Genomic DNA, 22444 nt, shown 5'->3' with positions numbered 1-22444 from the left:
GGTGATTAGCATGATTTGTGAACATTGTAAACAGAGACACGCAACTGTCACGGTGACAAAAGTACAAAATGGGCAAGCGGTCGCAAAGCATTATTGCGAGCATTGTGCATCCAAATTCCATCCGTTCCAGACAGATATACAGGAGGAACCTGTCAGTCTGCATCAGCTTATTTCAAATTGGTTTGGTGTACCGATGTGGAAAAGCACGCAAGCAGAGGAAAAAAAGACCACACCAAGCACATGTCCGTCATGCGGCTTCACATATCGCCAATTTTTAAAGCAAGGGAAGTTTGGCTGCGCTGAGTGCTATGACACATTCCGGGAGCAATTGCCCCCCGTGCTTAGCCGTTTACAGGCAGGTACATCACATACAGGGAAATCAGTAGTCATTAGTATGGAGCAGCTCAAGCAAAAAGTAGAGGGCATCCGTCAGCAAATGCAGCGAGCAATTGAGGAAGAGCGCTTTGAGGACGCTGCTAAAATGCGTGACGAAATAAAATTAATTCAGCAAAAGCTTGATGCTGGAGGTGTAGACGTATGAATATCGAGCATTTTTTAAAACATGCGCCTAAGTGCATCGCCGAATATGGTGAGCATTCAGATATTGTCATGACGACTCGTATTCGACTTGCTAGAAATATCGCCAATACACGCTTTCCGCTTAGCTTTTCACAGCAAGAGGCAAATGACGTACAGGAAAAGCTTATGAAGGCATTGCTCACACCACAAGAGCAATTAAATTTTTCTTATTTTCGAATGGCAGACTTATCACAATTAGAGCGTCAATTGTTAGTAGAAAAGCATTTAATTAGCCCTTATTTAGCAAAGCATAAAGAATCAGGGGCGGTCCTTTTATCATTAGATGAATCGACAAGTGTAATGGTTAACGAGGAGGACCACTTACGCATTCAAGTTTTGAGCCCGGGCTTGCAGTTGATGGAGACGTATGAACAGGCGAGTAAGCTAGATAATCGCTTAGGTAAGCAAGTGAGCTATGCATATGATGAGCAGTTTGGTTATTTAACGAGTTGTCCAACAAATGTAGGTACAGGTTTACGGGCATCCATTATGATGCATTTACCAGCATTAACAATGTCTAAGCAAATGAATGTCCTCATCCAAATGATGACACGTTTAGGGATGGTTGTGCGTGGTATATATGGAGAGGGCAGCGAAAATTTGGGTAATATTTATCAAATATCTAACCAAGTAACGCTTGGTAAGTCAGAGCGTGAAATTTTAGAGGAGCTGCAAAAGGTTGTTGAACAAATTATCGGGAAAGAGCGCGCTGCTCGTCAAAAATTACTTGAGCGAGCGCGAGTGACATTGGATGACCGCGTTAATCGTGCATTAGGAACGCTACGCTATGCTCGTGTATTAACGAGTGAAGAGGCGGCATCCTGCCTATCAAGTGTGCGATTAGGTGTTGACTTGAAGTTAATTGAAGGAATCTCACCAAACAGCTTAAATGAATGTGTGATGCTAATTCAACCAGGCTTTGTTCAACAATATGCAGGTACAATGCTCGATGCGGTAGACCGTGATATATATCGAGCGCAATATATTCAGAGGAAATTGGGTAAAGATAGTTTAACTACAGGAGAAAAAGGAGAGGAAACATATGATGTTTAATCGATTTACGCAACGTGCACAAAAGGTTTTACAACTAGCACAGGAAGAAGCTATTCGTTTAAATCATGATGCGATTGGCACAGAGCATATTTTACTTGGTCTCGTACGTGAAGGCGGTGGCATCGCAGCAAAAGCGCTAGAAGCAATTGGTGTTAGCCCTCAAACGATTGAAGCAGGTATTGAAGAGCTAGTAGGGAAGGGAACTGAAAAAGTAGGCTTAACAGTGAGCTATACGCCACGAGCTAAAAAGGTAATTGAATTATCTGTTGATGAATCACGTAAATTAGGTCATTCCTATATTGGCACAGAGCATATTTTATTAGCGTTGATTCGAGAAGGGGAAGGAGTAGCCGCACGCGTCTTAGCTAATGCGGATGTGAGCTTAAATAAAGCGCGTCAACAAGTGCTACTATTACTGGGCAATAACGATGCAAATCAGGCTGGAGGCGGTGCGGCAAGCCCGACTGCGAGCACACCAACTTTAGACGGCTTAGCACGCGATTTAACTGCCATTGCACGTGAAGGCTCATTAGACCCAGTTATCGGTCGTTCGAAAGAAATTACACGTGTCGTTGAAGTATTATCTCGACGTACAAAAAATAACCCAGTGCTAATTGGTGAACCAGGTGTAGGTAAGACGGCGATTGCAGAAGGTTTAGCACAGCAAATCGTTAACAACGAAGTACCGGAAACTTTACGCGATAAACGCGTTATGACACTTGATATGGGAACTGTCGTGGCAGGCACAAAATACCGTGGTGAATTTGAGGATCGCTTGAAAAAAGTAATGGATGAAATTCGCCAAGCAGGCAATATTATTTTATTCATTGATGAATTGCATACATTAATTGGTGCAGGTGGAGCAGAAGGTGCAATCGATGCTTCGAATATTTTAAAACCATCTTTAGCGCGCGGCGAATTACAATGTATTGGTGCGACAACATTAGATGAGTATCGTAAATACATTGAAAAAGATGCTGCTTTAGAGCGACGCTTCCAGCCGATTCAAGTTGATGAACCGTCTGTTGATGAAACGATTCAAATTATTTACGGCTTACGTGACCGTTATGAGGCGCATCACCGAGTGAAAATTACAGATGAGGCAGTGGATGCGGCAGCGAAATTATCGGACCGCTATATTTCAGACCGCTTCCTACCTGATAAAGCAATTGACTTAATCGACGAGGCAGGCTCAAAGGTGCGTTTACGCTCATTTATCGTACCGCCAAACTTAAAGGAGTTAGAGGAACGTTTAGAAAGCGTACGCTCTGAGAAAAATGCTGCTGTATCAAGCCAAGAGTTTGAAAAGGCTGCTGCTTTACGCGACTCTGAGCAAAAGTTAAAAGAGGAATTAGAGCAAACAACGAAGGAATGGAAGGAATCTCAAGGTAAGGCGGAATCTCAAGTAACGGTGGAAGATATAGCTGAAGTTGTGTCAATGTGGACAGGAATTCCTGTAAATAAAATTGCGCAGGAGGAGTCTGCAAAGCTGTTAAATTTAGAGGAAGAGCTGCATAAGCGAGTGGTTGGTCAAGGAGAAGCAGTTGAAGCTATTTCACGTGCCATTCGTCGCGCTCGTGCAGGCTTAAAAGATCCGAAGCGTCCAATCGGCTCATTTATTTTCCTCGGCCCTACAGGGGTAGGTAAAACAGAGCTTGCCCGCGCATTAGCAGAAGTAATGTTTGGAGACGAGGATGCGATGATTCGCATTGATATGTCTGAGTATATGGAGAAACATGCGACTTCTCGTTTAGTTGGTGCACCTCCAGGCTATGTAGGCTTCGATGAAGGCGGTCAGCTTACGGAGAAAGTGCGTCGTAAACCATATTCTGTCGTGCTACTTGATGAAATTGAGAAGGCACATCCAGATGTATTCAATATTTTATTACAAGTGTTGGAAGATGGGCGTTTAACGGATTCGAAAGGACGTCTCGTTGACTTCCGCAACACAGTTGTCATTATGACATCAAACGTAGGTGCGGATGCGTTGAAATTCCAAAAAAATCTAGGCTTCAGTGTTGGCAACTCAGCGTCTAGACATAAAGATATGAAGGGCACAATGCTGGATGAGCTGAAAAAAGCATTCCGTCCAGAGTTCTTAAATCGTATTGACGAAATGATTGTATTCCATTCATTAGAAAAAGAACACTTAACAGAAATCATTTCATTAATGGCAGCATCTTTAACGAAGCGTCTACAAGAGCAAAACATCGAACTAGAGCTGACAGACGCTGCGCTTGCAAAAATCGCAGAGGAAGGCTACGACCCACAATATGGTGCCCGCCCATTACGTCGCGCACTGCAAAAACATGTGGAAGATCGCCTATCCGAGGAGCTATTAAAAGGCACAGTATTGACAGGCGGCAAAATTGTTTTCGATTATGTCAATGATGAGTTCGTTGTACGTGCCAAGGAAAATGCTGTGGAGGCTTAATTTAACGTCTTTCAGCGGAAATCTCCCACCACTGTAATTGGTGAGATGAATGCAAGCATTAGACTGATTTTAGCTAGTGCGCAAACACTCGCTGAATCATAGGGACTCAGTCTAAGAACATTGCATCCTAAGATAACGACTGAGTGACCAACATCGTGTTGGGCTAAAGCCTCTGGCGGATGTCACAGGACGTGAAGGTTTTAGGTTAACTTCCGTTAAATAGCATAAAAAATCTGGACACAATTGCGCTGAGGCGTAATTGATAGAAGCACGAGAAATCACCTTGATTTCTCGTGCTTTTTCGCAATGCTAAGTTTTTTGCGTTGGCATTTCCAATGATTGTGTGCGAATTGTGACTTTAGACCTGTTCGGAAAGTGTAATCGATGATAAAATGGTTTATTAAACTTTAGAAAATCAGTAAAATGAATGGGAAGGCAAAATAAAGTCTCCGGCGAACATCACGAATTTTGAGGAAATTTCCTTCGTAAGCTGAAAAAAATCTAGAGCCGAGGCGCAATTGATAATATGGGGTGATAGGACTATGTTTACGATATTTCAATCAAAAAAAGAGGATATCGAGCAATTTAAAACAAAAATTGATGAACTAAATGCGCAGCTTGATAAAAAGGATCACGAGTTTCAAATTTTTTTAAATGAGTTACATAAGGAAATGATTTCGACAATTGAACAACATGATAAAGTAAACAATCAGCATGTTGTACTAGGTGAAATGGTTGGAGAAATTTTAGATGAGTTTAATAAAGTTGAAAATAGTACAATCAAATCAAACCATATTGCAGAAAATGCATTGAGTAAAGGGAATATTTTAATTTCTGCCTCTGACCAAATGGCAACATTGTCAGTTGAGAGTAAGCAGGCAGTACATGAAGTGGAGCAGCTAATTGATTTATTAGGTGAGCAATCGCAAAAAACCTCTTCAAGCATGAGCGATTTAAGTGAGCGTTCTAAGCAAATTGCGGAAATTGTTAATGTGATTGGAGAGATTTCAAATCAGACGAACTTGCTCGCTCTAAATGCTTCAATTGAGGCTGCGAGAGCCGGGGAACATGGAAAAGGCTTTTCTGTCGTTGCCGAGGAAGTAAGGAAATTAGCAGAAAACACGAAAACAAGCACCGAAGACATCGCAAACTTAACAAAGAAAATCGAAGAGCAAATTGCCCAAGCCTATGAAGACAATAAAAATAATATGCAGCTAGTGACGAATGGCATCGAAAAGAGTGCAGCAACATCTGCGCAAATTGAAAGTTTACTGCATATGATTACGAATGTCCAAACAGGCATTGATGAACTATTAGGCTATATGAAAGAGCAAAAAACCTCAAATGAAGATGTAATGGATAAATTCAAAATGACAACATCTCTATTTGATGACACGAATCGTGTATTAACAAACCATATTGACGAATCTGAAATCGTCACACGTAAATTATTAGAGGCAGTGGAGCAAGTAAAACATTTTCATATTAGAAAATAACGAAATTGGACGGTAGCTTGCGATAAAGCTGCTGTCTTTTTAACTTCTATTAGGTGACTGGACACAAGCTGATAAAAAGGAACTTGGTCTAAGACTATCGCATCTTACTGGCACGACTAAGTGACCAACATCGTGTTGACCAGACTTGCGGCGGGTGTCACAGACTTTGGAGGGAGGCTTGCGTGAATAGGCAGTATTTTATTACTTTGCTATAATAAAGCTAAAAACATCGGAGGTATCATGGCAAAAAAGAAGACAAAATTTATATGTAATGCATGTGGCTACGAATCGGCGAAGTGGATGGGGCGCTGTCCGGGCTGTGGGCAGTGGAACACAATGGTGGAGGAAGTGGAGGTTATTGTCAAGGGACCTCGCGGAGCCTTCCAGCATTCTAGTGCAACAACGCAAAAGGCTGTGCCGATAATGACTGTGGAAACGGTGGAGGAAGCACGCATTGTTACCGAGATGACGGAATTGAACCGTGTGCTGGGGGGCGGTATTGTTGCGGGCTCGCTTGTGTTAATTGGGGGAGACCCAGGCATTGGAAAGTCGACTTTATTGCTTCAGGTGTCCGCGCTACTTTCCAATCGTGGGCAGCGGGTGCTTTATATTTCTGGGGAGGAATCGATTCGCCAGACAAAGCTGCGCGCAGAGCGTTTAGGGGTAAAGTCACAGGAGCTATATATATATTCTGAAACGAATTTAGAGTTTTTGCATCAAACAATCGAAGAGGTGCAACCGAAGTTTGTCATTGTCGATTCGATTCAAACAGTGCACCATCCAGAGGTGACGAGTGCGCCGGGAAGTGTTTCGCAAGTGCGTGAGTGTACAGCGGAGCTAATGCGCATTGCGAAAACGAAAAATATTGCGATTTTTCTTGTGGGACATGTGACGAAGGAGGGGCAAATTGCTGGTCCCCGCCTTTTAGAGCATATGGTGGATACGGTGCTTTATTTTGAAGGAGAGCGCCATCATAATCACCGTATTTTGCGTAGCCAAAAAAACCGCTTTGGCTCGACCAATGAGATTGCTATTTTTGAAATGTTGCACGGTGGTCTAAAGGAAGTATTAAATCCATCTGAATTATTTTTACAGGAGCGTTCACAAGGTGTAGCGGGCTCGACTATCGTTGCATCGATGGAAGGGACGCGCCCTATTTTAGTGGAAATTCAATCACTTGTCACACCTACAAGCTTTAATTACCCAAAACGAATGGCAACGGGCGTAGATCAAAACCGTGTGCAGCTATTAATGGCAGTACTAGAAAAACGCATGGGTATGATGTTGCAGGCACAAGATGCTTATATTAAGGTAGCGGGCGGTGTGAAGCTTGATGAGCCAGCGATTGATTTAGCTGTTTTGACATCGATTGTTTCGAGCTTTAAAGATGAGGCTGTTCGCGCTACAGATTGCTTTATCGGAGAGGTTGGTTTGACGGGGGAGGTACGTCGAGTTTCACGTATCGAGCAGCGTGTGCAGGAGGCAGCAAAGCTGGGCTTTCAACGAGCTTTTATTCCAGCATCGAATATTGGTGGCTGGGACTTCCCACCCGGTATTCAAGTCGTTGGTGTTGAAACGATAGGTGATAGCTTGCGTTTGTGCTTTAATAATTTGTAATGACTGTAAAGGCTGTTAGGAAAGTCTGATTTCCTGACAGCTTTTTTTACTTCTTTTATTTTAAAATGTAAAGAAAGCTGCGAGGTCTAGTGTTCATCATCTTTTTAAATGGGATACTTGCTTTTAAACACGGAGCTTTATTTTAACCAAACAAGAATGAAACGTCCCAAAAGCAGGTGAAGTGCAGTTTTTGGGACGTCCTATCAAATTTCTTGCAAATTAGTGGGCTGTTCATCGCAATAATAAGAGGAACAATGTATAATTATGCTCAAAGAGAGGATGTGATGTGATGTTAAAGAGAGTTATTCAAATTGCCTTTTTATTAATCGGGGGAGCGTTAGGCTTTATTTTTTTACCGCCATTATACGAGTTTATGCATTTATCTTCTAATCCGTGGCTTGACAATCCTATTGTTTCGATTATTTTAGGTGCTAGTTTACTATTTGTTTTATCATTTTTATTATCTGATTATTGCGTCCGTTTAATTGTTTGGATGGAGGAAGTGCTTTTCAAATTGCCGATAGGTGATTTGCTATTTGGAACATTCGGCTTAATTGTTGGGCTAATTGTGGCGTATTTTATCGGCTTTGCGATTGAGCGTATCCCACTACCAGTTGTGCCAGAAGTGTTACCGATTCTTTTCTCAATTATACTCGGCTATTTAGGGTTCCGCATTGGCTTTAAGCAGAGGGAGGAGCTATTGCAGCTATTTACCCCTAAAAGTAATATACAGAAGAAAAAAACTACGGTACAGGATGATATGGCCATGTCGAAGTTATTAGATACGAGCGTTATTATCGATGGGCGTATTGCAGATATTTCTGCCACAGGCTTTGTGGAGGGAGCGTTAGTTGTGCCGCAATTTGTGTTAACTGAATTGCAGCATATTGCTGACTCTTCAGATACATTAAAACGCACGCGAGGTCGCAGAGGTCTAGATATTTTAAAGCGACTACAGGATGAGCGAGCATCACAAGTGCTAATTGTAGATGATGATTTTGAAGAGGTTCAAGAAGTCGACTTGAAGCTAGTGCGCTTAGCGAAGCAGCGCAGCGCACAAATATTAACGAATGATTTCAACTTAAATAAAGTATGTGAGTTACACAACGTGCAAGTATTAAATATTAATGATTTAGCGAATGCAGTGAAGCCTGTTGTTATTCCAGGGGAGGATATGCAAGTCGTTGTTATTAAAGATGGCAAGGAGCATAATCAGGGGGTTGCTTATTTAGATGACGGTACGATGATTGTTGTAGAAGGTGGTCGCAGCTATATCGGGCAGGCAATTACAGTGACCGTTACAAGCGTGCTACAAACATCGGCAGGGCGCATGATATTTGCTAAGCCAAAAGAAAGTTAGGAAGTGAGCAAATGCGATATGAAGTAGTATTGCCTGCTGCGGGCAGTGGAAAGCGAATGGGCGCAGGGCAAAACAAATTGTTTTTGCCGCTTTTAGAAAAGCCCATTTTAATGCACACATTAGAAATCTTTGAGCAGGATTGTAATTGTACGGGCATTTGGCTGGCAGTAAAGCCAGAGGAACGAGCATTTATTGAAGGCTTGCTTGCACGCTATAGCATTACGAAAGTAAAAGGTTTACCTGCTGGCGGTGAGGAGCGACAGCACTCTGTGCACTCATGCTTGAAGGCAATGGAGCAAGTAGAGATTGTCCTTGTGCATGATGCTGCACGCCCATTTATTACCCAAGAAATTATTGCGCAATTGGCAAAGGTGGCGTATGAGAAAGGGGCAGCCATTGCGGGTGTGCGAGCGAAGGATACGATGAAGAAGGTGCGTGGCACAGTGATTGCTGAGACAGTTGAGCGTGATAGTCTATGGATGATTCAGACGCCGCAGGCATTTCGCTTCGATTTGCTAGCGGAGGCTGAGGATGTAGCAGAAAAAATTGGCTTTTTAGGTACGGATGAAGCGATGCTAGTAGAACGACTTGGACATGAAGTGCATATTGTCGAAAGTAGTTATGAAAATCTGAAAATGACAACACAGGAAGACTTGCTATTTGGTGAGGCAATTTTGCGTAAACGAGCTTTGCAAAAATAATTAAAGTGGCTAAGGACTGTTTTCATACAGTTCCCTAGCCACTTTTTAATTACCCACTTTCGATAATTGTTTTTCGATAATGGAACGATTTTTTTCTTTGAACAGCTCATTATGTGATGATACCATCCCGTAGCGGTACGCGCTAGGCTCTAAATAAGTTTTAATGGAGTTAACGGCATTCGCTGCATCCTGGAAAGTGCCAATCAGAAGATTGACCTTGCCTTCAAATGCTAAAATGTCACCTGCTGCAAAAATGCCAGGCTGTGCTGTTTCTCCAGTAGCCTTCCCTTCGAAATAATAGTCATCCTTTTTTGGAAGAGCTATTGCTTCATCAAAATCCAATGATGCTTCATGATTATAACCATGACTAATAATGACTTCATCAATTTGGCGGATAGAGTTTTCTTGTGTTTTTGAATTTTCACATGTTACATACTGGATAGCTGTTTTGTCAGCATTGGAAGTGAGCTTTGTAATGGACGTGTTACATTCAATTTTAACACCTGCATTAATTGCTTCTTGTATTGTTGCCTCATGTGCCGATAGCTTTTCGTTTCGGTACACAACCGTGATACTTTTCGCGATTGAGCTAAGCTCAACTGCCCAATCAATGGCTGCATTGCCCCCACCTGAAATAATAACTTCTTTGTCAACAAAGCGTTGAAACGATTGCACGGTATAGTGCAAGTTTGCCATCTCATATTTTTCAGCGCCCTCTAATGTGAGCTTTTGCGGATTAATAATGCCCCCACCGACTGCTAGAAGAATCGTTCGAGAGTAATGACATTCACCCATTGAAGTATGAACGATGAATAAATCATCCTGTCGCTCTATCAAATCAACTTTCGTATTCGTTAAGATTGTTGGGTCAAATGTTTTTGCTTGTTCAATTAATTGCTTAACGAATTGCCCTCCAAGTACAGGTGGATGGCCACCAATATCCCAAATAAGCTTTTCGGGATAAAGCAGTACCTTCCCTCCTAATTCCTGTTGACTTTCGATAAGCTTTGTTTTTAAGCCGCGCAACCCACTATAAAAAGCGCTATATAAACCTGCGGGACCGCCGCCAATAATTGTTACATCATATACATTTTGCACTATATTTCCACATCCCTGAAAAGTATTTAAAACCTAAAAGATGATATTAATTCCTCTGTTGATAACGATTATCATTATCGAGTGACTTCATCATAGCATGAAATTTCAGAAAAGAAAAGTCGGGTCCAAGTGCAATATAGTGCGGGAAATTAAAATGATTATACGTTAGTAAACTTCTGTGCTTGCAAAGCGCGACAATCTTTTGTACCCTTATAAAAACACGAGTATTGATATATGATTAATCAGAGAATAGACTAAAAATTGAAGGGGTGTTTTGTTGTTATGAACTTAAATGAATGGTTGAATGAAAAAATACCAGCAATTACGAGCTCTTTAAATGATATAAATAAGCAGTATGTTGATATTGAAAATTCTATAGGCTTTATCGGACGTGATCAAATCTATAAAATTTTAGATAACTTTCATGAAGTATTATTTCCGGGCATTTACACAACGCCACCAATTGATGAGATGCGCATTAATATTGTGAGTAGTAATAAATTGCGTGAGGCAGCATTAGATTTGCGTGATATTATAGAAAAAGTGTTGATTTATAATATGGAAGATAGCGACCCAGCAAATTGTGGGACGTATTGCCGTGAGCAGGCGGACAAAATTGTGATGAATTTAATTGCTAGGTTCCCAACAATTCGCAAAATGCTGCAAACGGATATTCAAGCTGCCTACAACGGAGACCCAGCGGCACTTTCAACAGAGGAGATTTTGCTAAGCTATCCATCAATTGTAGCAGTGTTTACTCATCGCATTGCGCATGAGCTGTATGAGATGGGTGTGCAAATTGTGCCACGTATTATGTCAGAGTATGCGCATCGTTTAACGGGTATTGATATTCACCCGGGGGCATCGATAGGCGAGTCATTTTTTATTGACCATGGTACAGGGGTTGTTATTGGAGAAACATGTACAATTGGCAACAATGTGAAAATTTATCAAGGTGTGACGTTGGGAGCGTTAAGCTTCCCGCTTGATGCGAATGGAAATCCAATTAAAGGAATTAAGCGCCATCCGAATATTGAGGATAATGTAGTCATTTATGCGGGTGCGACGATTTTAGGTGGAGAAACGACAATCGGTCATGATTCGGTGCTAGGAAGTAATATTTGGCTAACGCATTCTGTCCCACCGTATTCTCGTGTTTATAATTCACAACCATCTCCAAATATTAGTAATAGTCAAATGAAAAACATTGAGTATCATATTTAAAAATTTTAGATAAATTTTTTTGTGCCAAAAGCGAGGCGACAGGCACAAAAACATGTGCTCTTATGGTTATTCGTCACAAAGGGACCGTCTCAAAATGATTTTTTAGACGGTCTCTTCCCTATTTCAGCGCAAATTTTGGTATGATAGGGAATAGAACAGAAGCTTTTATGTGATGACTTTGGGTCACCTTAAATAGTAGAATAAATAAAAATTAAAGGAAGATGAATATGTTTCGAGTAGGACAAGGCTATGATGTACATGCATTTGCGGAGGGGCGCAAATTAATTTTAGGCGGGATTGAAATTCCACATGAACGCGGTCTTTTAGGGCATTCTGATGCAGACGTATTATTACATACGATTACGGATGCGGCACTTGGCGCAATTGGTGAGGGAGATATCGGACGTCACTTTCCGGATACAGACCCTGAGTGGAAGGACGCTGATTCGGCAAAATTGCTACAGTATATTTGGAAGATTGTCGAGGAGAAAGGCTATGTGTTAGGGAATGTAGATGCAACAATTATGGCACAGCGTCCGAAAATGGCACCTTATATTGAACCTATGCGTAATCGAATTGCGGAGCTGTTAAATGCAGACGCATCACAAGTGAATGTAAAGGCGACGACGACAGAAAAGTTAGGCTTTGTTGGTCGTGAGGAAGGAATTGCAGCTTTAGCTACGATTTTGTTAATTAAAAAACAATAATGAGTGGCTGTTTGAAAAGTGGTTTAACATGCAACTTTTTGAACAGCTATTATTGCTTTTTAGAGTGTAGGTCATGATTTAAAAAGCTGTTTTATATTCATCGCTTGGTCGTTTATAATGAGTGCTTTGCTTTTTTACTCCTATACTTTTAATTGTATATGGACAGTGGTAAAATGGACAAAGTTGAAAACGGTCGGAAATCCGTTAAAATTCAGGAGGTTTTTTTATGACGAAACAAGTTCGTGTTCGCTATGCGCCATCGCCAACGGGTTTTTTACATATTGGCGGAGCGCGTACAGCATTATTTAACTATTTATATGCCAAACACCATGATGGTAAATTTATCGTGCGTATTGAAGATACGGATATCGAGCGTAATGTGGAGGGCGGGGAAGCATCTCAGCTCGACAACCTGCGCTGGCTAGGTATTATACCTGATGAATCAATCGATATCGGCGGACCGTATGCACCATATCGCCAAATGGAGCGCCTTGATATTTATAAAGAGTATGCGGAGCGTCTACTGGCTGAAGGAAAAGCATATAAATGTTTTTGTACATCAGAGGAGCTCGAGGCATCACGTGAGGCACAAAAAGCAAATGGTGTTGCTGCGCCGACATATGATGGTAAATGCCGTCATTTAACAGCGGATGAAGTAGCGAAGAAGGAAGCGGCTGGAGAAGCTTATACGATACGTATGCGCGTACCAGCAGACACAACGTACAAGTTTACAGACTTAGTGCGCGGTGAGGTTATTTTTGAGTCAAAGGATATCGGCGATTGGGTGCTAGTAAAAGCAAACGGTATTCCAACATATAACTATGCGGTCGTATTAGATGACCACTTCATGGAAATTTCACACGTCTTCCGTGGTGAGGAACATTTATCAAATACACCGAAACAAATGATGATTTTTGATGCCTTTGATTGGGAATATCCACAGTACGGGCATATGACATTAATCGTTAATGAAGATCGTAAAAAGCTTTCGAAACGTGATGAATCAATTATTCAATTCGTAGCGCAATATAAAGATTTAGGTTACTTACCAGAGGCAATGTTCAATTTCTTTGCACTGCTAGGCTGGTCTCCAGAAGGGGAAGAGGAGATTTTCACGAAAGCGCAATTTATCGAGCTATTTGATGAAAAACGTTTATCTAAATCACCTTCTATGTTTGATAAAACGAAGCTTACGTGGATGAATAATCAATATATTAAAAAGCTAGATCGTAAAGAAGTTGTCGCATTGGCATTACCGCATTTACAAAAAGCGAATCTTTTACCTATGGAACTAAATGAAGAGCAAGCTGCTTGGGCTTCTGAATTAATTGGTTTATATCACGACCAAATGAGCTTTGGAGCTGAAATTGTCGAGCTTTCTGCGCAATTCTTTAAAGATGAAATCGACTATGATGCAGAAGCTACAGAGGTGTTAGCGGGTGAGCAGGTACCTGAAGTAATGACATCATTTAAAGCACAATTAGAGTCGCTAGCGTCGTTTGATGCAGAATCAATTAAGGCTGCGATTAAAGCTGTACAAAAAGAAACAGGTCATAAGGGGAAAAATTTATTTATGCCAATTCGTGTAGTAACAACTGGTCAAACACATGGCCCAGAGTTACCGAATGCTATTGCATTAATTGGTAAAGAGAAAGTTATTGCTCGCGTAGAAAAGTACGCGAATTAAATGTTTGATTTTTTTACTAATTTCTGTACAATAAAGCTACTATATATGAAAGCTTTGATAAGGAGAAGTACGTCGCGCATGCTCGACAAGAGAGGACTACCACCGGCTGAAAGTAGTCTGAGCCTAGGCAACACGGAAATGCACCTTTGAGCGCTTCGCTGAAACGGAAAGTAGGCAAGCCGGAGTCGTCCATCGTTAAAAGGACTTTAAAGCGGAAAGTGGACTAATCTTGATTTTAGCATCGCTGAATCAAAACAACGCTTTTGACAGATTGCGAAAAAATTTCCCTAGCGAAATTTAAGAAATCTGACCGAAGCATAGTTGATTTGACCCTTTCAAGCAGAGTGGAACCACGCTAATTATGCGTCTCTGTCACAATTTTGTGGCGGAGACGTTTTTTGTATTGATAATTATAAACGCTAGGCATTTGCGTAAATGGCGATGTCAAGAGGGCTTGGAGAATGATGAAAAGGAGAGAAAAAGATGAGCATTTCGATTTTCAACTCATTAACACGACAAAAGGAAACGTTTGTGCCATTAGAAGAGGGCAAGGTAAAAATGTACGTGTGCGGACCGACTGTTTATAACTATATTCATATCGGGAACTCACGTCCTGTTATTGTGTATGATACAGTGCGTCGCTATTTTCAATATGCAGGCTACGAAGTGAAATTCGTATCTAATTTTACAGATGTTGATGACAAAATTATTAAAGCGGCTAATGAGCTAGGTGAAGAAGTATTTGAACTGACGGAGCGTTTTATCGGGGCATATTTCGACGATATTACAGCACTAGGTTGCCGTAAAGCAGATGTGCATCCACGCGTAACGGAGCATATGAATGATATTATTGCATTTATCCAAGTATTAATTGATAAGGGCTATGCATATGAATCAGCAGGAGACGTTTACTATCGAACGCGTAAATTTGATGGTTATGGTAAATTATCACACCAATCCATTGATGACCTAAAGGTTGGTGCGCGTATCGAAGCGGGAGAGAAAAAGGAAGACCCGCTTGATTTCGCCCTTTGGAAAGCAGTAAAGCCGAATGAAATTTTCTGGGCTAGTCCTTGGGGAGATGGTCGACCGGGCTGGCATATCGAGTGCTCTGTAATGGCACGTGAGCATTTAGGTGATACAATTGATATCCACGCAGGCGGTCAAGATTTGACATTCCCGCACCATGAAAATGAAATTGCACAATCAGAGGCGCATACAGGAAAAACATTTGCGCGTTATTGGATGCATAATGGCTATATTAATATCGATAATGAAAAAATGTCGAAGTCATTAGGGAATTTTGTATTAGTACATGATATTCGCCAGCAAATCGATCCGCAAGTGCTACGCTTCTTTATGTTATCTGTACACTACCGCCAGCCAATCAACTTTGCACAAGATTTAGTTGAGGCAGCACGCACAGGCTTAGAGCGAATTCGCACAGCGTATAACAATGTAGAGCATCGCCTTGCGCGAGCGGCTAATTTAGTAAACAATGCTGAAGGGTGGCTAACGCAAATTGCGGCAATCCAGCAGCAGTTTGAGGATGCAATGAATGATGATTTTAATACAGCCAATGCGATTACGGCTTTATTTGAATTAGCTCGTTTAGCAAATATTTATGTAGCTGAAAGTAATACAGAGCAAGAGGTTTTACAAAAATTCCTTACAACATTTGACCGACTTGGTGATGTTTTAGGGATTGTGTTAAAAGCGGAAGAAGAGCTGCTTGATGAAGAAATAGAGGCGTTAATTGAAGAGCGGAATGCAGCGCGTAAAAACCGTGATTTTGCACGTTCTGACGAAATTCGTGACCATTTATTGAGCTTGAATATCGTATTGGAAGATACGCGTCAAGGTACACGCTGGAAACGAGGGTAATAGGATGTCAGAGCTTCGAAAAGAAGATGTTAAACAATTGAATGCGCTAGCACTTGCCTATATGGGAGATGCGGTGCTTGAGCAGAGGGTGCGCGAACACCTTCTGCGCATGGGGCGAGTGAAGCCGAATACGCTGCATCGTGAGGCGACCAAATATGTATCTGCAAAGGCGCAATCAATGGTCATATATCGTTTGCTAGAGGAAAATTATTTGACGGAGGAAGAGCTTGCGGTATTTAAGAGAGGTCGCAATGCTAAATCAGGCTCCATACCGAAAAATACAGATGTGCAAACATATCGCAACAGCTCGGGCTTTGAAGCGGTGCTCGGTAGCTTATATTTATTAGGACAGTTGGACCGAGTGGATGAAATAATTAATTATGCAATTACAATCGTAGAACAGTAGAGAGGAGTGTCGTAGATGGCAGAGCAAGCTGGTGAAATGATTGCAGGAAAAAACCCAGTATTAGAGGCATTGCGTTCAGGTCGCGAAATGAACAAGCTATGGATTGCAGAAGGTGTCAAAAAAGCAGGCATTCAGGAGCTGTTAGATTTAGCACGTGAGCGTGGTGTGCTCGTGCAGTTTGTGCCGAAGAAAAAGGTGGATCAGCTGTCGGATGCAAACCATCAAGGAATTGTAGCGTCTGTTGCAGCCTATGATTATGCAGAGCTAGAAGATTTATTTTCAGCCGCACAAGCAAAAGGCGAGGATCCATTTTTCTTAATTTTAGATGAGTTGGAAGACCCTCATAATTTAGGCTCTATTATGCGAACGGCAGATGCGGTTGGTGTGCATGGTATAATTATTCCGAAACGTCGCGCGGTTGGCTTGACAGCGGTTGTTGCAAAGGCTTCGACGGGAGCAATCGAGCATGTGCCTGTTGTACGAGTAACGAATTTAGCGCAAACTGTAGATGAACTAAAGGAGCGCGGGATATGGGTTGCTGGTACCGATGCAAAGGGTTCCGCGGATTATCGCAAAATGGATGCTACATTGCCGTTAGCGATTATTATCGGTAGTGAAGGGAAAGGCATGAGCCGTCTACTGAAAGAGAAATGTGATTTTTTATACCATTTACCGATGGTTGGTCATGTTACTTCGTTAAATGCTTCAGTTGCAGCGGCCCTGTTAATGTACGAAGTATACCGTAACCGCCAAGCTTTATAATATGCAAAATGTTTTGCTAGTAGACGGCTATAATATGATTGGAGCTTGGGCGGAATTGCGCCCTTTGCGCGATAAAAGCTTAGAGGATGCCCGTGATCGTTTAGTAGAATTGCTTGCTGAATATAAGGCGACAATGGGATGGCGGGTCATTATTGTATTCGATGCGTATCTTGTACCCGGTACTGAGAAATTGCATATGAAGCACGATGTCGAAGTGCTATTTACGCGGAAAAATGAAACGGCAGACGAGCGTATAGAGAAGCTAACGAATGAATTAAAGGGTAGAAAAGTACAAATTCATGTAGCAACCTCTGATATGACCGAGCAAAATGTAGTGTTTGGACAAGGTGCGTTGCGCAAATCTGCTCGCGAATTAGAAATTGAAATTCAAATTGTGCAAACCAAAATTTCATCCAAAGTAAAAAAAACACAAATAGAGAAGCCAGCTTCGCGCATTTCTTTATCCAAAGATGTGGAGCTTGCATTTGAAAAGTGGCGACGCGGCTTGAAGTAGGTTAGCTAGATTTTGATAAGTAACTTCATAGATGATGGGATGACTAGCCAATTTATCCCGCATTAACGGGCAGTAAGACGCCCATTTCAAGATTTAAGTGAAGATACGCTTAGGATAAGTGGGAGCTGAACTGCCCGTAAAAGTCCGATTGGTTCACCGAACAATCAGTGGAGGATGAGGAAAACCTCCACTGAGATTGAAGTTTTACTTTATCTGTTATGCCAAATTAAATTAAGCTGAAATCTTTGGTGGATTGCTTGAATAATGGAGAAAAAACTTGTGCAATATAAAATTCATTGACTTCCGCCAAACATATGAAAAAGATGGACAAGCGTTAGCTAAGGGATGATTGATTTTCTGTTTAGTTCAATTATACTGTTGCTAATGATTCTTAAGTGACTGAGGTGAAGCGATTGCTTAAAAGTAGTAAGATGCCAACCATACAGCAATTTGAAGAGCTTTCTGACGAGGAGCTTGTAGAACAAGTTCGACTAGGAAATACAGATGCGTTAGATTTTTTAATAACAAAATACCGCTTATTTGTGAAAGCGAAAGCAAGGTCCTATTTTCTTGTTGGTGCTGACAAAGAAGATATTATACAAGAAGGCATGATTGGTCTTTACAAAGCGATACGAGACTTTAAGGGGGACAAGCTTGCTTCGTTCAGAGCGTTCGCTGAGCTATGTGTTACAAGACAAATTATTACAGCCATTAAAACGGCTACACGACAAAAGCACATCCCACTTAATTCTTACGTGTCGTTAGACAAGCCAATTTATGATGAAGAATCTGAGCGAACATTGATGGATATCATAACAAGCCCGCAATCTGATGACCCTATGCATGCGATGATTAATCAAGAGGAATTCAGCTATCTAGAAGAAAAAATGAGTGAAGTGTTAAGTGAGCTAGAGCAGCAAGTACTGGCACTTTATTTAGAAGGACGTTCATATTATGAAATTTCTGAACTGCTGAACCGTCACGTCAAATCAATCGATAATGCGTTGCAGCGAGTGAAGCGGAAATTGGAGCGTCATTTGGAAGTTGAAGGGATTCGTTGACGCAAGAAGCTTGTTGACAAGCATCATTGTTAGGTGTTAGTCTTGAAAAGACAAAATGCCGAAAAGGTGATACAAATGGCAAAAAAAGTCATTATGAGTTGTGAGAAATGTGGCTCAAGAAACTATGCGATGCCTGCTAAAGAAGGTACAACAAAGCGACTAGAGCTGAAAAAATTTTGCGCACACTGCAATGAACATACGGTGCATAAACAGACAATATAGAGGATATCATTGATTTTGGAGGTTAAGCTAGGATGAGTAAAGTTACAACCTTTCTGCAAGAAGTAGGCGCAGAAATGCGAAAAACAAGCTGGCCAAAAAGTAAAGAGCTAACGAAATATACAGTTGTTGTTATAGTGACAGTTATTTTCTTTGCTTTATATTTTTCGGTAGTTGACCTAGGGATTTCAGAGTTATTCCGTTGGTTCTTAAGTTTGTAAAATAATATTGATGATGAAATAGCCCGTCCGTAGTCATAACGGGTTTTTTCATTTGGCGAAAAATCTGGTCCGGATTTTTGGAGAGGTTTGATGGAAGTTAGCGTCATCTTCTTAAAAAACTGTGACATCCGTTGAATTAAAATAACAAAGGAGGGACGGACGAAAAGTCCTTGTAGCTATGGAGAAAAATTGGTATGTAGTTCACACCTATTCAGGTTATGAAAATCGCGTGAAAGCAAATTTGGAAAAGCGCGTTGAAACGATGGGGATGCAAGATAAAATTTTCCGTGTAATCGTTCCAGAGCAAGAAGAAGTAGATGTAAAAGAAGATGGTAAAAAGCGTACAGTTATGCGAAAAGTTTTCCCAGGCTATGTGCTAGTGGAAATCATTATGACGGATGACTCTTGGTATGTCGTGCGTAACACACCTGGCGTAACAGGCTTTATTGGTTCTTCAGGTGGCGGTGCAAAGCCAACGCCGTTATTGCCAGAAGAGGCAGAGCGTTTACTCGCTCAAATGGGTATGAAGGATACAGCAATTGGTGATATTGCCTTAGAGGTTGGCGAGGTTGTGGAAGTATTAGAAGGACCGTTTGCTCATTTCCAAGGGAAAGTGGAAGAAGTAGATGTGGAAAAATCGAAAGTAAAAGTTAGTGTGGATATGTTTGGACGCGAAACGCTGATGGAACTTAGCTTCGAACAAATTCGCAAAATCTAATCTAATTGAGCATAGATAATATACTTGAAATAGATTGTGGTCTACGTAAATTGACAATGTGTGGAAAGCAATAAAATGAAATTTGACTATTATTTGTGCTTGCGTATATGATATAAAAGTGTTATCATTTCATAGGTCAGACTGTAAATTGTTTTCAGTCGGCAATTGATAGATTTTTAATGTTATCGGCAAATTAGCTGACAGACAGATATTTGAGTGGGAGGGGCAACCCAATTACCACATCACGGACTTAAGGAGGTGTGTCTCGTGGCTAAAAAAGTTATTAAAGTTGTAAAACTTCAAATCCCTGCTGGTAAAGCTAACCCAGCTCCACCGGTTGGTCCTGCACTAGGTCAAGCAGGTGTAAACATCATGGGATTCTGTAAGGAGTTCAATGCTCGTACTGCTGATCAAGCAGGTCTAATCATTCCTGTTGAGATTTCAGTATTTGAAGACCGTTCATTTACTTTCATTACGAAAACTCCACCTGCAGCAGTTCTACTTAAAGTAGCAGCTGGTATCCAATCTGGATCAGGTGAACCAAACCGTAAAAAAGTAGCGACGGTTAAACGTGATAAAGTTCGCGAAATCGCTGAACAAAAAATGCCAGACCTTAATGCTGCATCAGTAGAAGCGGCTATGTTAATGGTTGAAGGTACTGCACGTAGCATGGGTATTGCGATCGAAGACTAATTCCCATTTACTTGATGATGCATTTGTTTTTGGAAGGTTGCGGCACTCGAGTGGTGCGCAACCTTTATTCGTGGGAGGTAAAATTCCGCTATAACCACAATCAAGGAGGAAATTATAATGGCTAAAAAAGGTAAAAAGCTGCAAGATGCGGCTAAATTAATTGACCGTACAAAACTTTATTCTGTAGAAGAAGCAATCGAGCTAGCGCAAAAAACTAGCACTGTAAACTTTGATGCAACTGTAGAAGTAGCATTCCGCTTAGGGATTGATACTCGTAAAAATGACCAACAAATTCGTGGTGCAGTAGTGCTTCCGCACGGTACTGGTAAAACTCAACGCGTATTAGTTTTCGCTAAAGGTGAAAAACTTAAAGAAGCAGAAGCTGCTGGTGCAGATTATGTAGGCGATGCTGAGTACATCCAAAAAATCCAACAAGGCTGGTTCGACTTCGATGTAATCGTAGCTACACCAGACATGATGGGTGAAGTTGGTAAACTTGGTCGTGTATTAGGTCCAAAAGGCTTAATGCCAAACCCAAAAACAGGTACAGTTACTTTTGATGTAACGAAAGCAATCGAAGAAATCAAAGCTGGTAAAGTAGAATACCGCGCTGAAAAAGCTGGTATTATCCATGCTCCGATTGGTAAGGCTTCTTTCGAAACAGAAAAATTAGTAGAAAACTTCTTAGCTGTATTTGACGTAGTTCAAAAAGCAAAACCTGCTGCAGCTAAAGGTACTTACATGAAGTCTGTAAACGTAACTACTACAATGGGTCCAGCTGTTAAAATTGACGCTGCTAACGTAGCGGTTAAATAATAAAAATAGTTGACAACAATTCAACCATTTGTTAATATGGTTTCTGTTGTGAATTATCCATTTGTACCGTAGACAGTAGGAGTGCATTGTGCGCTTAATTTTCCTACCGAGGACAACGGAATTCGGAATCTTTTTAAGATGATGACTTTCTGCCTCTATGTCTATTTTGATATAGGGGCTTTCTTTTGTCGGTATAAATGACTCATTCTAATAGGAGGTGTCATCAAATGAGCAAAGCTGTTGAAGCTAAAAAAGTTCAAGTACAAGAAATCGCTGACAAGTTCCAAGCTGCTGCATCTGTAGTAGTGGTTGACTACCGCGGTCTTACTGTTTCTCAAGTAACAGAACTTCGTAAGCAACTTCGTGAAGCTGGCGTAGAGTTCAAAGTATATAAAAACACTTTAACTCGTCGTGCTGCTGATATTGCAAACGTTGGAGGAATTAACGAACATTTAACAGGTCCAAACGCTATCGCATTCTCAAATGAAGATGTAGTAGCGCCAGCTAAAATTATTAACGAATTCGCTAAAAAGAACGAAGCGTTAGAAATTAAAGCGGGTATTATCGAAGGTACTGTTGCATCACTTGAAGATGTTAAAGCTCTTGCAGAACTTCCATCACGCGAAGGTCTACTTTCTATGCTTTTATCTGTACTTCAAGCACCAGTGCGCAACTTCGCACTTGCAACAAAAGCTGTTGCAGACCAAAAAGAAGAGCAAGGAGCTTAATTGCTACCGAACTTCACAAAAAATCGGCTTAATCGCCTAAAACTTAAAACATAACCTAATGTAGGAGGAAATTAAAATGAATAAAGAGCAAATCTTAGAAGCTATTAAAGCTATGACAGTTCTTGAATTAAACGATTTAGTAAAAGCAATCGAAGAAGAATTCGGTGTAACAGCAGCTGCTCCTGTAGCTGTGGTTGCTGGTGGTGCTGCAGGTGCCGCTGAAGAAAAATCTGAATTTGATGTAGTATTAGCTGCCGCTGGTGCTGAAAAAATCAAAGTAATCAAAGTGGTTCGTGAAATCACTGGCTTAGGCTTAAAAGAAGCTAAAGAGGTTGTTGACAACGCTCCTAAAGCTCTTAAAGAAGGTATTGCTAAAGAAGAAGCTGAAGAAATCAAAGCTAAACTTGAAGAAGTTGGCGCTACTGTAGAAGTTAAGTAATTTCTTGTTAGCATCTCTTAAAATAGA

The 22444-nt window shown here is 41.1% G+C and carries 23 protein-coding genes and 1 other annotated feature; of the genes, 22 read left to right on the top strand and 1 reads right to left on the bottom strand.

The window, feature by feature from the left end:
• Positions 1-10 precede the first annotated feature (10 nt).
• The 7 genes from C9J36_RS14070 to ispD all read left to right on the top strand — a co-directional run bounded on the left by C9J36_RS14070 (position 11) and on the right by ispD (position 9240).
• Complete coding sequence (locus C9J36_RS14070) at positions 11-541, top strand: UvrB/UvrC motif-containing protein (protein ID WP_066168752.1); 531 nt, start codon at positions 11-13, stop codon at positions 539-541.
• Entirely contained in the window at positions 538-1632 is a 1095-nt protein-coding gene (gene mcsB / locus C9J36_RS14065) for a protein-arginine kinase McsB (RefSeq protein WP_107943503.1), read from the top strand. The genes C9J36_RS14070 and mcsB overlap by 4 nt, the downstream gene beginning before the upstream one ends.
• Positions 1622-4066 (top strand): ATP-dependent Clp protease ATP-binding subunit, encoded by a 2445-nt coding sequence (locus tag C9J36_RS14060; protein WP_066168757.1) that lies wholly within the window; start codon positions 1622-1624, stop codon positions 4064-4066. The genes mcsB and C9J36_RS14060 overlap by 11 nt, the downstream gene beginning before the upstream one ends.
• 542 nt (positions 4067-4608) lie before the next feature.
• Positions 4609-5562 carry a methyl-accepting chemotaxis protein gene (locus C9J36_RS14055; protein ID WP_066168760.1) on the top strand — a complete coding sequence of 318 codons (954 nt, stop codon included), beginning with the start codon at positions 4609-4611 and terminating at the stop codon, positions 5560-5562.
• Between the two features lie 240 nt (positions 5563-5802).
• Positions 5803-7179 carry a DNA repair protein RadA gene (gene radA / locus C9J36_RS14050; protein WP_107943502.1) on the top strand — a complete coding sequence of 459 codons (1377 nt, stop codon included), beginning with the start codon at positions 5803-5805 and terminating at the stop codon, positions 7177-7179.
• Between the two features lie 289 nt (positions 7180-7468).
• On the top strand, positions 7469-8539 hold the full coding sequence (locus C9J36_RS14045; RefSeq protein WP_066168766.1) for a PIN/TRAM domain-containing protein: 1071 nt from the start codon (positions 7469-7471) through the stop codon (positions 8537-8539).
• Between the two features lie 11 nt (positions 8540-8550).
• Positions 8551-9240, top strand: coding sequence for a 2-C-methyl-D-erythritol 4-phosphate cytidylyltransferase (gene ispD / locus C9J36_RS14040; protein WP_107943501.1), 690 nt, complete (start codon positions 8551-8553; stop codon positions 9238-9240).
• A 45-nt stretch (positions 9241-9285) separates the two neighbouring features.
• On the opposite strand, the gene C9J36_RS14035 is transcribed toward ispD, so the two are convergent.
• Positions 9286-10338, bottom strand: coding sequence for an NAD(P)/FAD-dependent oxidoreductase (locus tag C9J36_RS14035; RefSeq protein WP_107943500.1), 1053 nt, complete (start codon positions 10336-10338; stop codon positions 9286-9288).
• A gap of 282 nt (positions 10339-10620) precedes the next feature.
• Here C9J36_RS14035 and epsC point away from each other — a divergent pair, with 282 nt between their 5' ends.
• The 15 genes from epsC to rplL all read left to right on the top strand — a co-directional run bounded on the left by epsC (position 10621) and on the right by rplL (position 22417).
• Complete coding sequence (gene epsC, locus C9J36_RS14030) at positions 10621-11562, top strand: serine O-acetyltransferase EpsC (RefSeq protein ID WP_066168776.1); 942 nt, start codon at positions 10621-10623, stop codon at positions 11560-11562.
• 227 nt (positions 11563-11789) lie between these two features.
• Positions 11790-12269, top strand: coding sequence for a 2-C-methyl-D-erythritol 2,4-cyclodiphosphate synthase (gene ispF, locus C9J36_RS14025; protein WP_107943499.1), 480 nt, complete (start codon positions 11790-11792; stop codon positions 12267-12269).
• A gap of 226 nt (positions 12270-12495) precedes the next feature.
• Entirely contained in the window at positions 12496-13956 is a 1461-nt protein-coding gene (gene gltX, locus C9J36_RS14020) for a glutamate--tRNA ligase (RefSeq protein ID WP_107943498.1), read from the top strand.
• Positions 13957-14439: 483 nt separating this feature from the next.
• Positions 14440-15840 carry a cysteine--tRNA ligase gene (gene cysS, locus C9J36_RS14015; protein ID WP_107943497.1) on the top strand — a complete coding sequence of 467 codons (1401 nt, stop codon included), beginning with the start codon at positions 14440-14442 and terminating at the stop codon, positions 15838-15840.
• A 4-nt stretch (positions 15841-15844) separates the two neighbouring features.
• On the top strand, positions 15845-16246 hold the full coding sequence (locus C9J36_RS14010; RefSeq protein WP_066168801.1) for a Mini-ribonuclease 3: 402 nt from the start codon (positions 15845-15847) through the stop codon (positions 16244-16246).
• A 15-nt stretch (positions 16247-16261) separates the two neighbouring features.
• Positions 16262-17008: a 23S rRNA (guanosine(2251)-2'-O)-methyltransferase RlmB gene (gene rlmB, locus C9J36_RS14005; RefSeq protein ID WP_066168804.1), complete on the top strand. Its 747-nt coding sequence runs from the start codon at positions 16262-16264 to the stop codon at positions 17006-17008.
• Between the two features lies 1 nt (position 17009).
• A complete protein-coding gene (locus C9J36_RS14000; RefSeq protein WP_066168809.1) occupies positions 17010-17522 on the top strand; it encodes an NYN domain-containing protein in 513 nt (170 codons plus the stop codon).
• Between the two features lie 431 nt (positions 17523-17953).
• A complete protein-coding gene (gene sigH, locus C9J36_RS13990) occupies positions 17954-18583 on the top strand; it encodes an RNA polymerase sporulation sigma factor SigH (RefSeq protein WP_107943496.1) in 630 nt (209 codons plus the stop codon).
• Positions 18584-18658: 75 nt separating this feature from the next.
• Positions 18659-18805, top strand: a complete 147-nt coding sequence (gene rpmG, locus C9J36_RS13985) for a 50S ribosomal protein L33 (RefSeq protein WP_107943577.1) — start codon at positions 18659-18661, stop codon at positions 18803-18805.
• Between the two features lie 32 nt (positions 18806-18837).
• Entirely contained in the window at positions 18838-19023 is a 186-nt protein-coding gene (gene secE, locus C9J36_RS13980) for a preprotein translocase subunit SecE (RefSeq protein WP_066168815.1), read from the top strand.
• Between the two features lie 178 nt (positions 19024-19201).
• Positions 19202-19741, top strand: coding sequence for a transcription termination/antitermination protein NusG (gene nusG / locus C9J36_RS13975; protein WP_066168818.1), 540 nt, complete (start codon positions 19202-19204; stop codon positions 19739-19741).
• A gap of 267 nt (positions 19742-20008) precedes the next feature.
• Complete coding sequence (gene rplK / locus C9J36_RS13970; RefSeq protein ID WP_066168821.1) at positions 20009-20434, top strand: 50S ribosomal protein L11; 426 nt, start codon at positions 20009-20011, stop codon at positions 20432-20434.
• 117 nt (positions 20435-20551) lie between these two features.
• On the top strand, positions 20552-21250 hold the full coding sequence (gene rplA, locus C9J36_RS13965) for a 50S ribosomal protein L1 (protein ID WP_066168824.1): 699 nt from the start codon (positions 20552-20554) through the stop codon (positions 21248-21250).
• A 48-nt stretch (positions 21251-21298) separates the two neighbouring features.
• Positions 21299-21443 (top strand) — a sequence feature (ribosomal protein L10 leader region).
• Positions 21444-21477: 34 nt separating this feature from the next.
• Positions 21478-21978, top strand: coding sequence for a 50S ribosomal protein L10 (rplJ, locus tag C9J36_RS13960; protein WP_066168827.1), 501 nt, complete (start codon positions 21478-21480; stop codon positions 21976-21978).
• Positions 21979-22054: 76 nt separating this feature from the next.
• Positions 22055-22417, top strand: a complete 363-nt coding sequence (gene rplL, locus C9J36_RS13955; protein WP_066168830.1) for a 50S ribosomal protein L7/L12 — start codon at positions 22055-22057, stop codon at positions 22415-22417.
• Positions 22418-22444: the final 27 nt, after the last annotated feature.

Origin of the sequence: Metasolibacillus fluoroglycofenilyticus, from assembly GCF_003049645.1 — a bacterium.
GTDB classification, from domain to species: Bacteria; Bacillota; Bacilli; order Bacillales_A; family Planococcaceae; genus Metasolibacillus; species Metasolibacillus fluoroglycofenilyticus.
Note: the sequence above shows the minus strand (reverse complement) of the source record. Positions and strands in the feature narration are given on the sequence as shown.

Coding starts and splice junctions, on each gene's coding strand:
- C9J36_RS14010 (WP_066168801.1), top strand. CDS start 15,845: ATGTCAGAGCTTCGAAAAGAAGATGTTAAACAATTGAATGCGCTAGCA.
- ispF (WP_107943499.1), top strand. CDS start 11,790: ATGTTTCGAGTAGGACAAGGCTATGATGTACATGCATTTGCGGAGGGG.
- C9J36_RS14055 (WP_066168760.1), top strand. CDS start 4,609: ATGTTTACGATATTTCAATCAAAAAAAGAGGATATCGAGCAATTTAAA.
- secE (WP_066168815.1), top strand. CDS start 18,838: ATGAGTAAAGTTACAACCTTTCTGCAAGAAGTAGGCGCAGAAATGCGA.
- C9J36_RS14060 (WP_066168757.1), top strand. CDS start 1,622: ATGATGTTTAATCGATTTACGCAACGTGCACAAAAGGTTTTACAACTA.
- rplL (WP_066168830.1), top strand. CDS start 22,055: ATGAATAAAGAGCAAATCTTAGAAGCTATTAAAGCTATGACAGTTCTT.
- rpmG (WP_107943577.1), top strand. CDS start 18,659: ATGGCAAAAAAAGTCATTATGAGTTGTGAGAAATGTGGCTCAAGAAAC.
- gltX (WP_107943498.1), top strand. CDS start 12,496: ATGACGAAACAAGTTCGTGTTCGCTATGCGCCATCGCCAACGGGTTTT.
- radA (WP_107943502.1), top strand. CDS start 5,803: ATGGCAAAAAAGAAGACAAAATTTATATGTAATGCATGTGGCTACGAA.
- C9J36_RS14045 (WP_066168766.1), top strand. CDS start 7,469: ATGTTAAAGAGAGTTATTCAAATTGCCTTTTTATTAATCGGGGGAGCG.
- rplA (WP_066168824.1), top strand. CDS start 20,552: ATGGCTAAAAAAGGTAAAAAGCTGCAAGATGCGGCTAAATTAATTGAC.
- rplJ (WP_066168827.1), top strand. CDS start 21,478: ATGAGCAAAGCTGTTGAAGCTAAAAAAGTTCAAGTACAAGAAATCGCT.
- sigH (WP_107943496.1), top strand. CDS start 17,954: ATGCCAACCATACAGCAATTTGAAGAGCTTTCTGACGAGGAGCTTGTA.
- C9J36_RS14070 (WP_066168752.1), top strand. CDS start 11: ATGATTTGTGAACATTGTAAACAGAGACACGCAACTGTCACGGTGACA.
- nusG (WP_066168818.1), top strand. CDS start 19,202: ATGGAGAAAAATTGGTATGTAGTTCACACCTATTCAGGTTATGAAAAT.
- rlmB (WP_066168804.1), top strand. CDS start 16,262: ATGGCAGAGCAAGCTGGTGAAATGATTGCAGGAAAAAACCCAGTATTA.
- C9J36_RS14000 (WP_066168809.1), top strand. CDS start 17,010: ATGCAAAATGTTTTGCTAGTAGACGGCTATAATATGATTGGAGCTTGG.
- ispD (WP_107943501.1), top strand. CDS start 8,551: ATGCGATATGAAGTAGTATTGCCTGCTGCGGGCAGTGGAAAGCGAATG.
- mcsB (WP_107943503.1), top strand. CDS start 538: ATGAATATCGAGCATTTTTTAAAACATGCGCCTAAGTGCATCGCCGAA.
- cysS (WP_107943497.1), top strand. CDS start 14,440: ATGAGCATTTCGATTTTCAACTCATTAACACGACAAAAGGAAACGTTT.
- epsC (WP_066168776.1), top strand. CDS start 10,621: ATGAACTTAAATGAATGGTTGAATGAAAAAATACCAGCAATTACGAGC.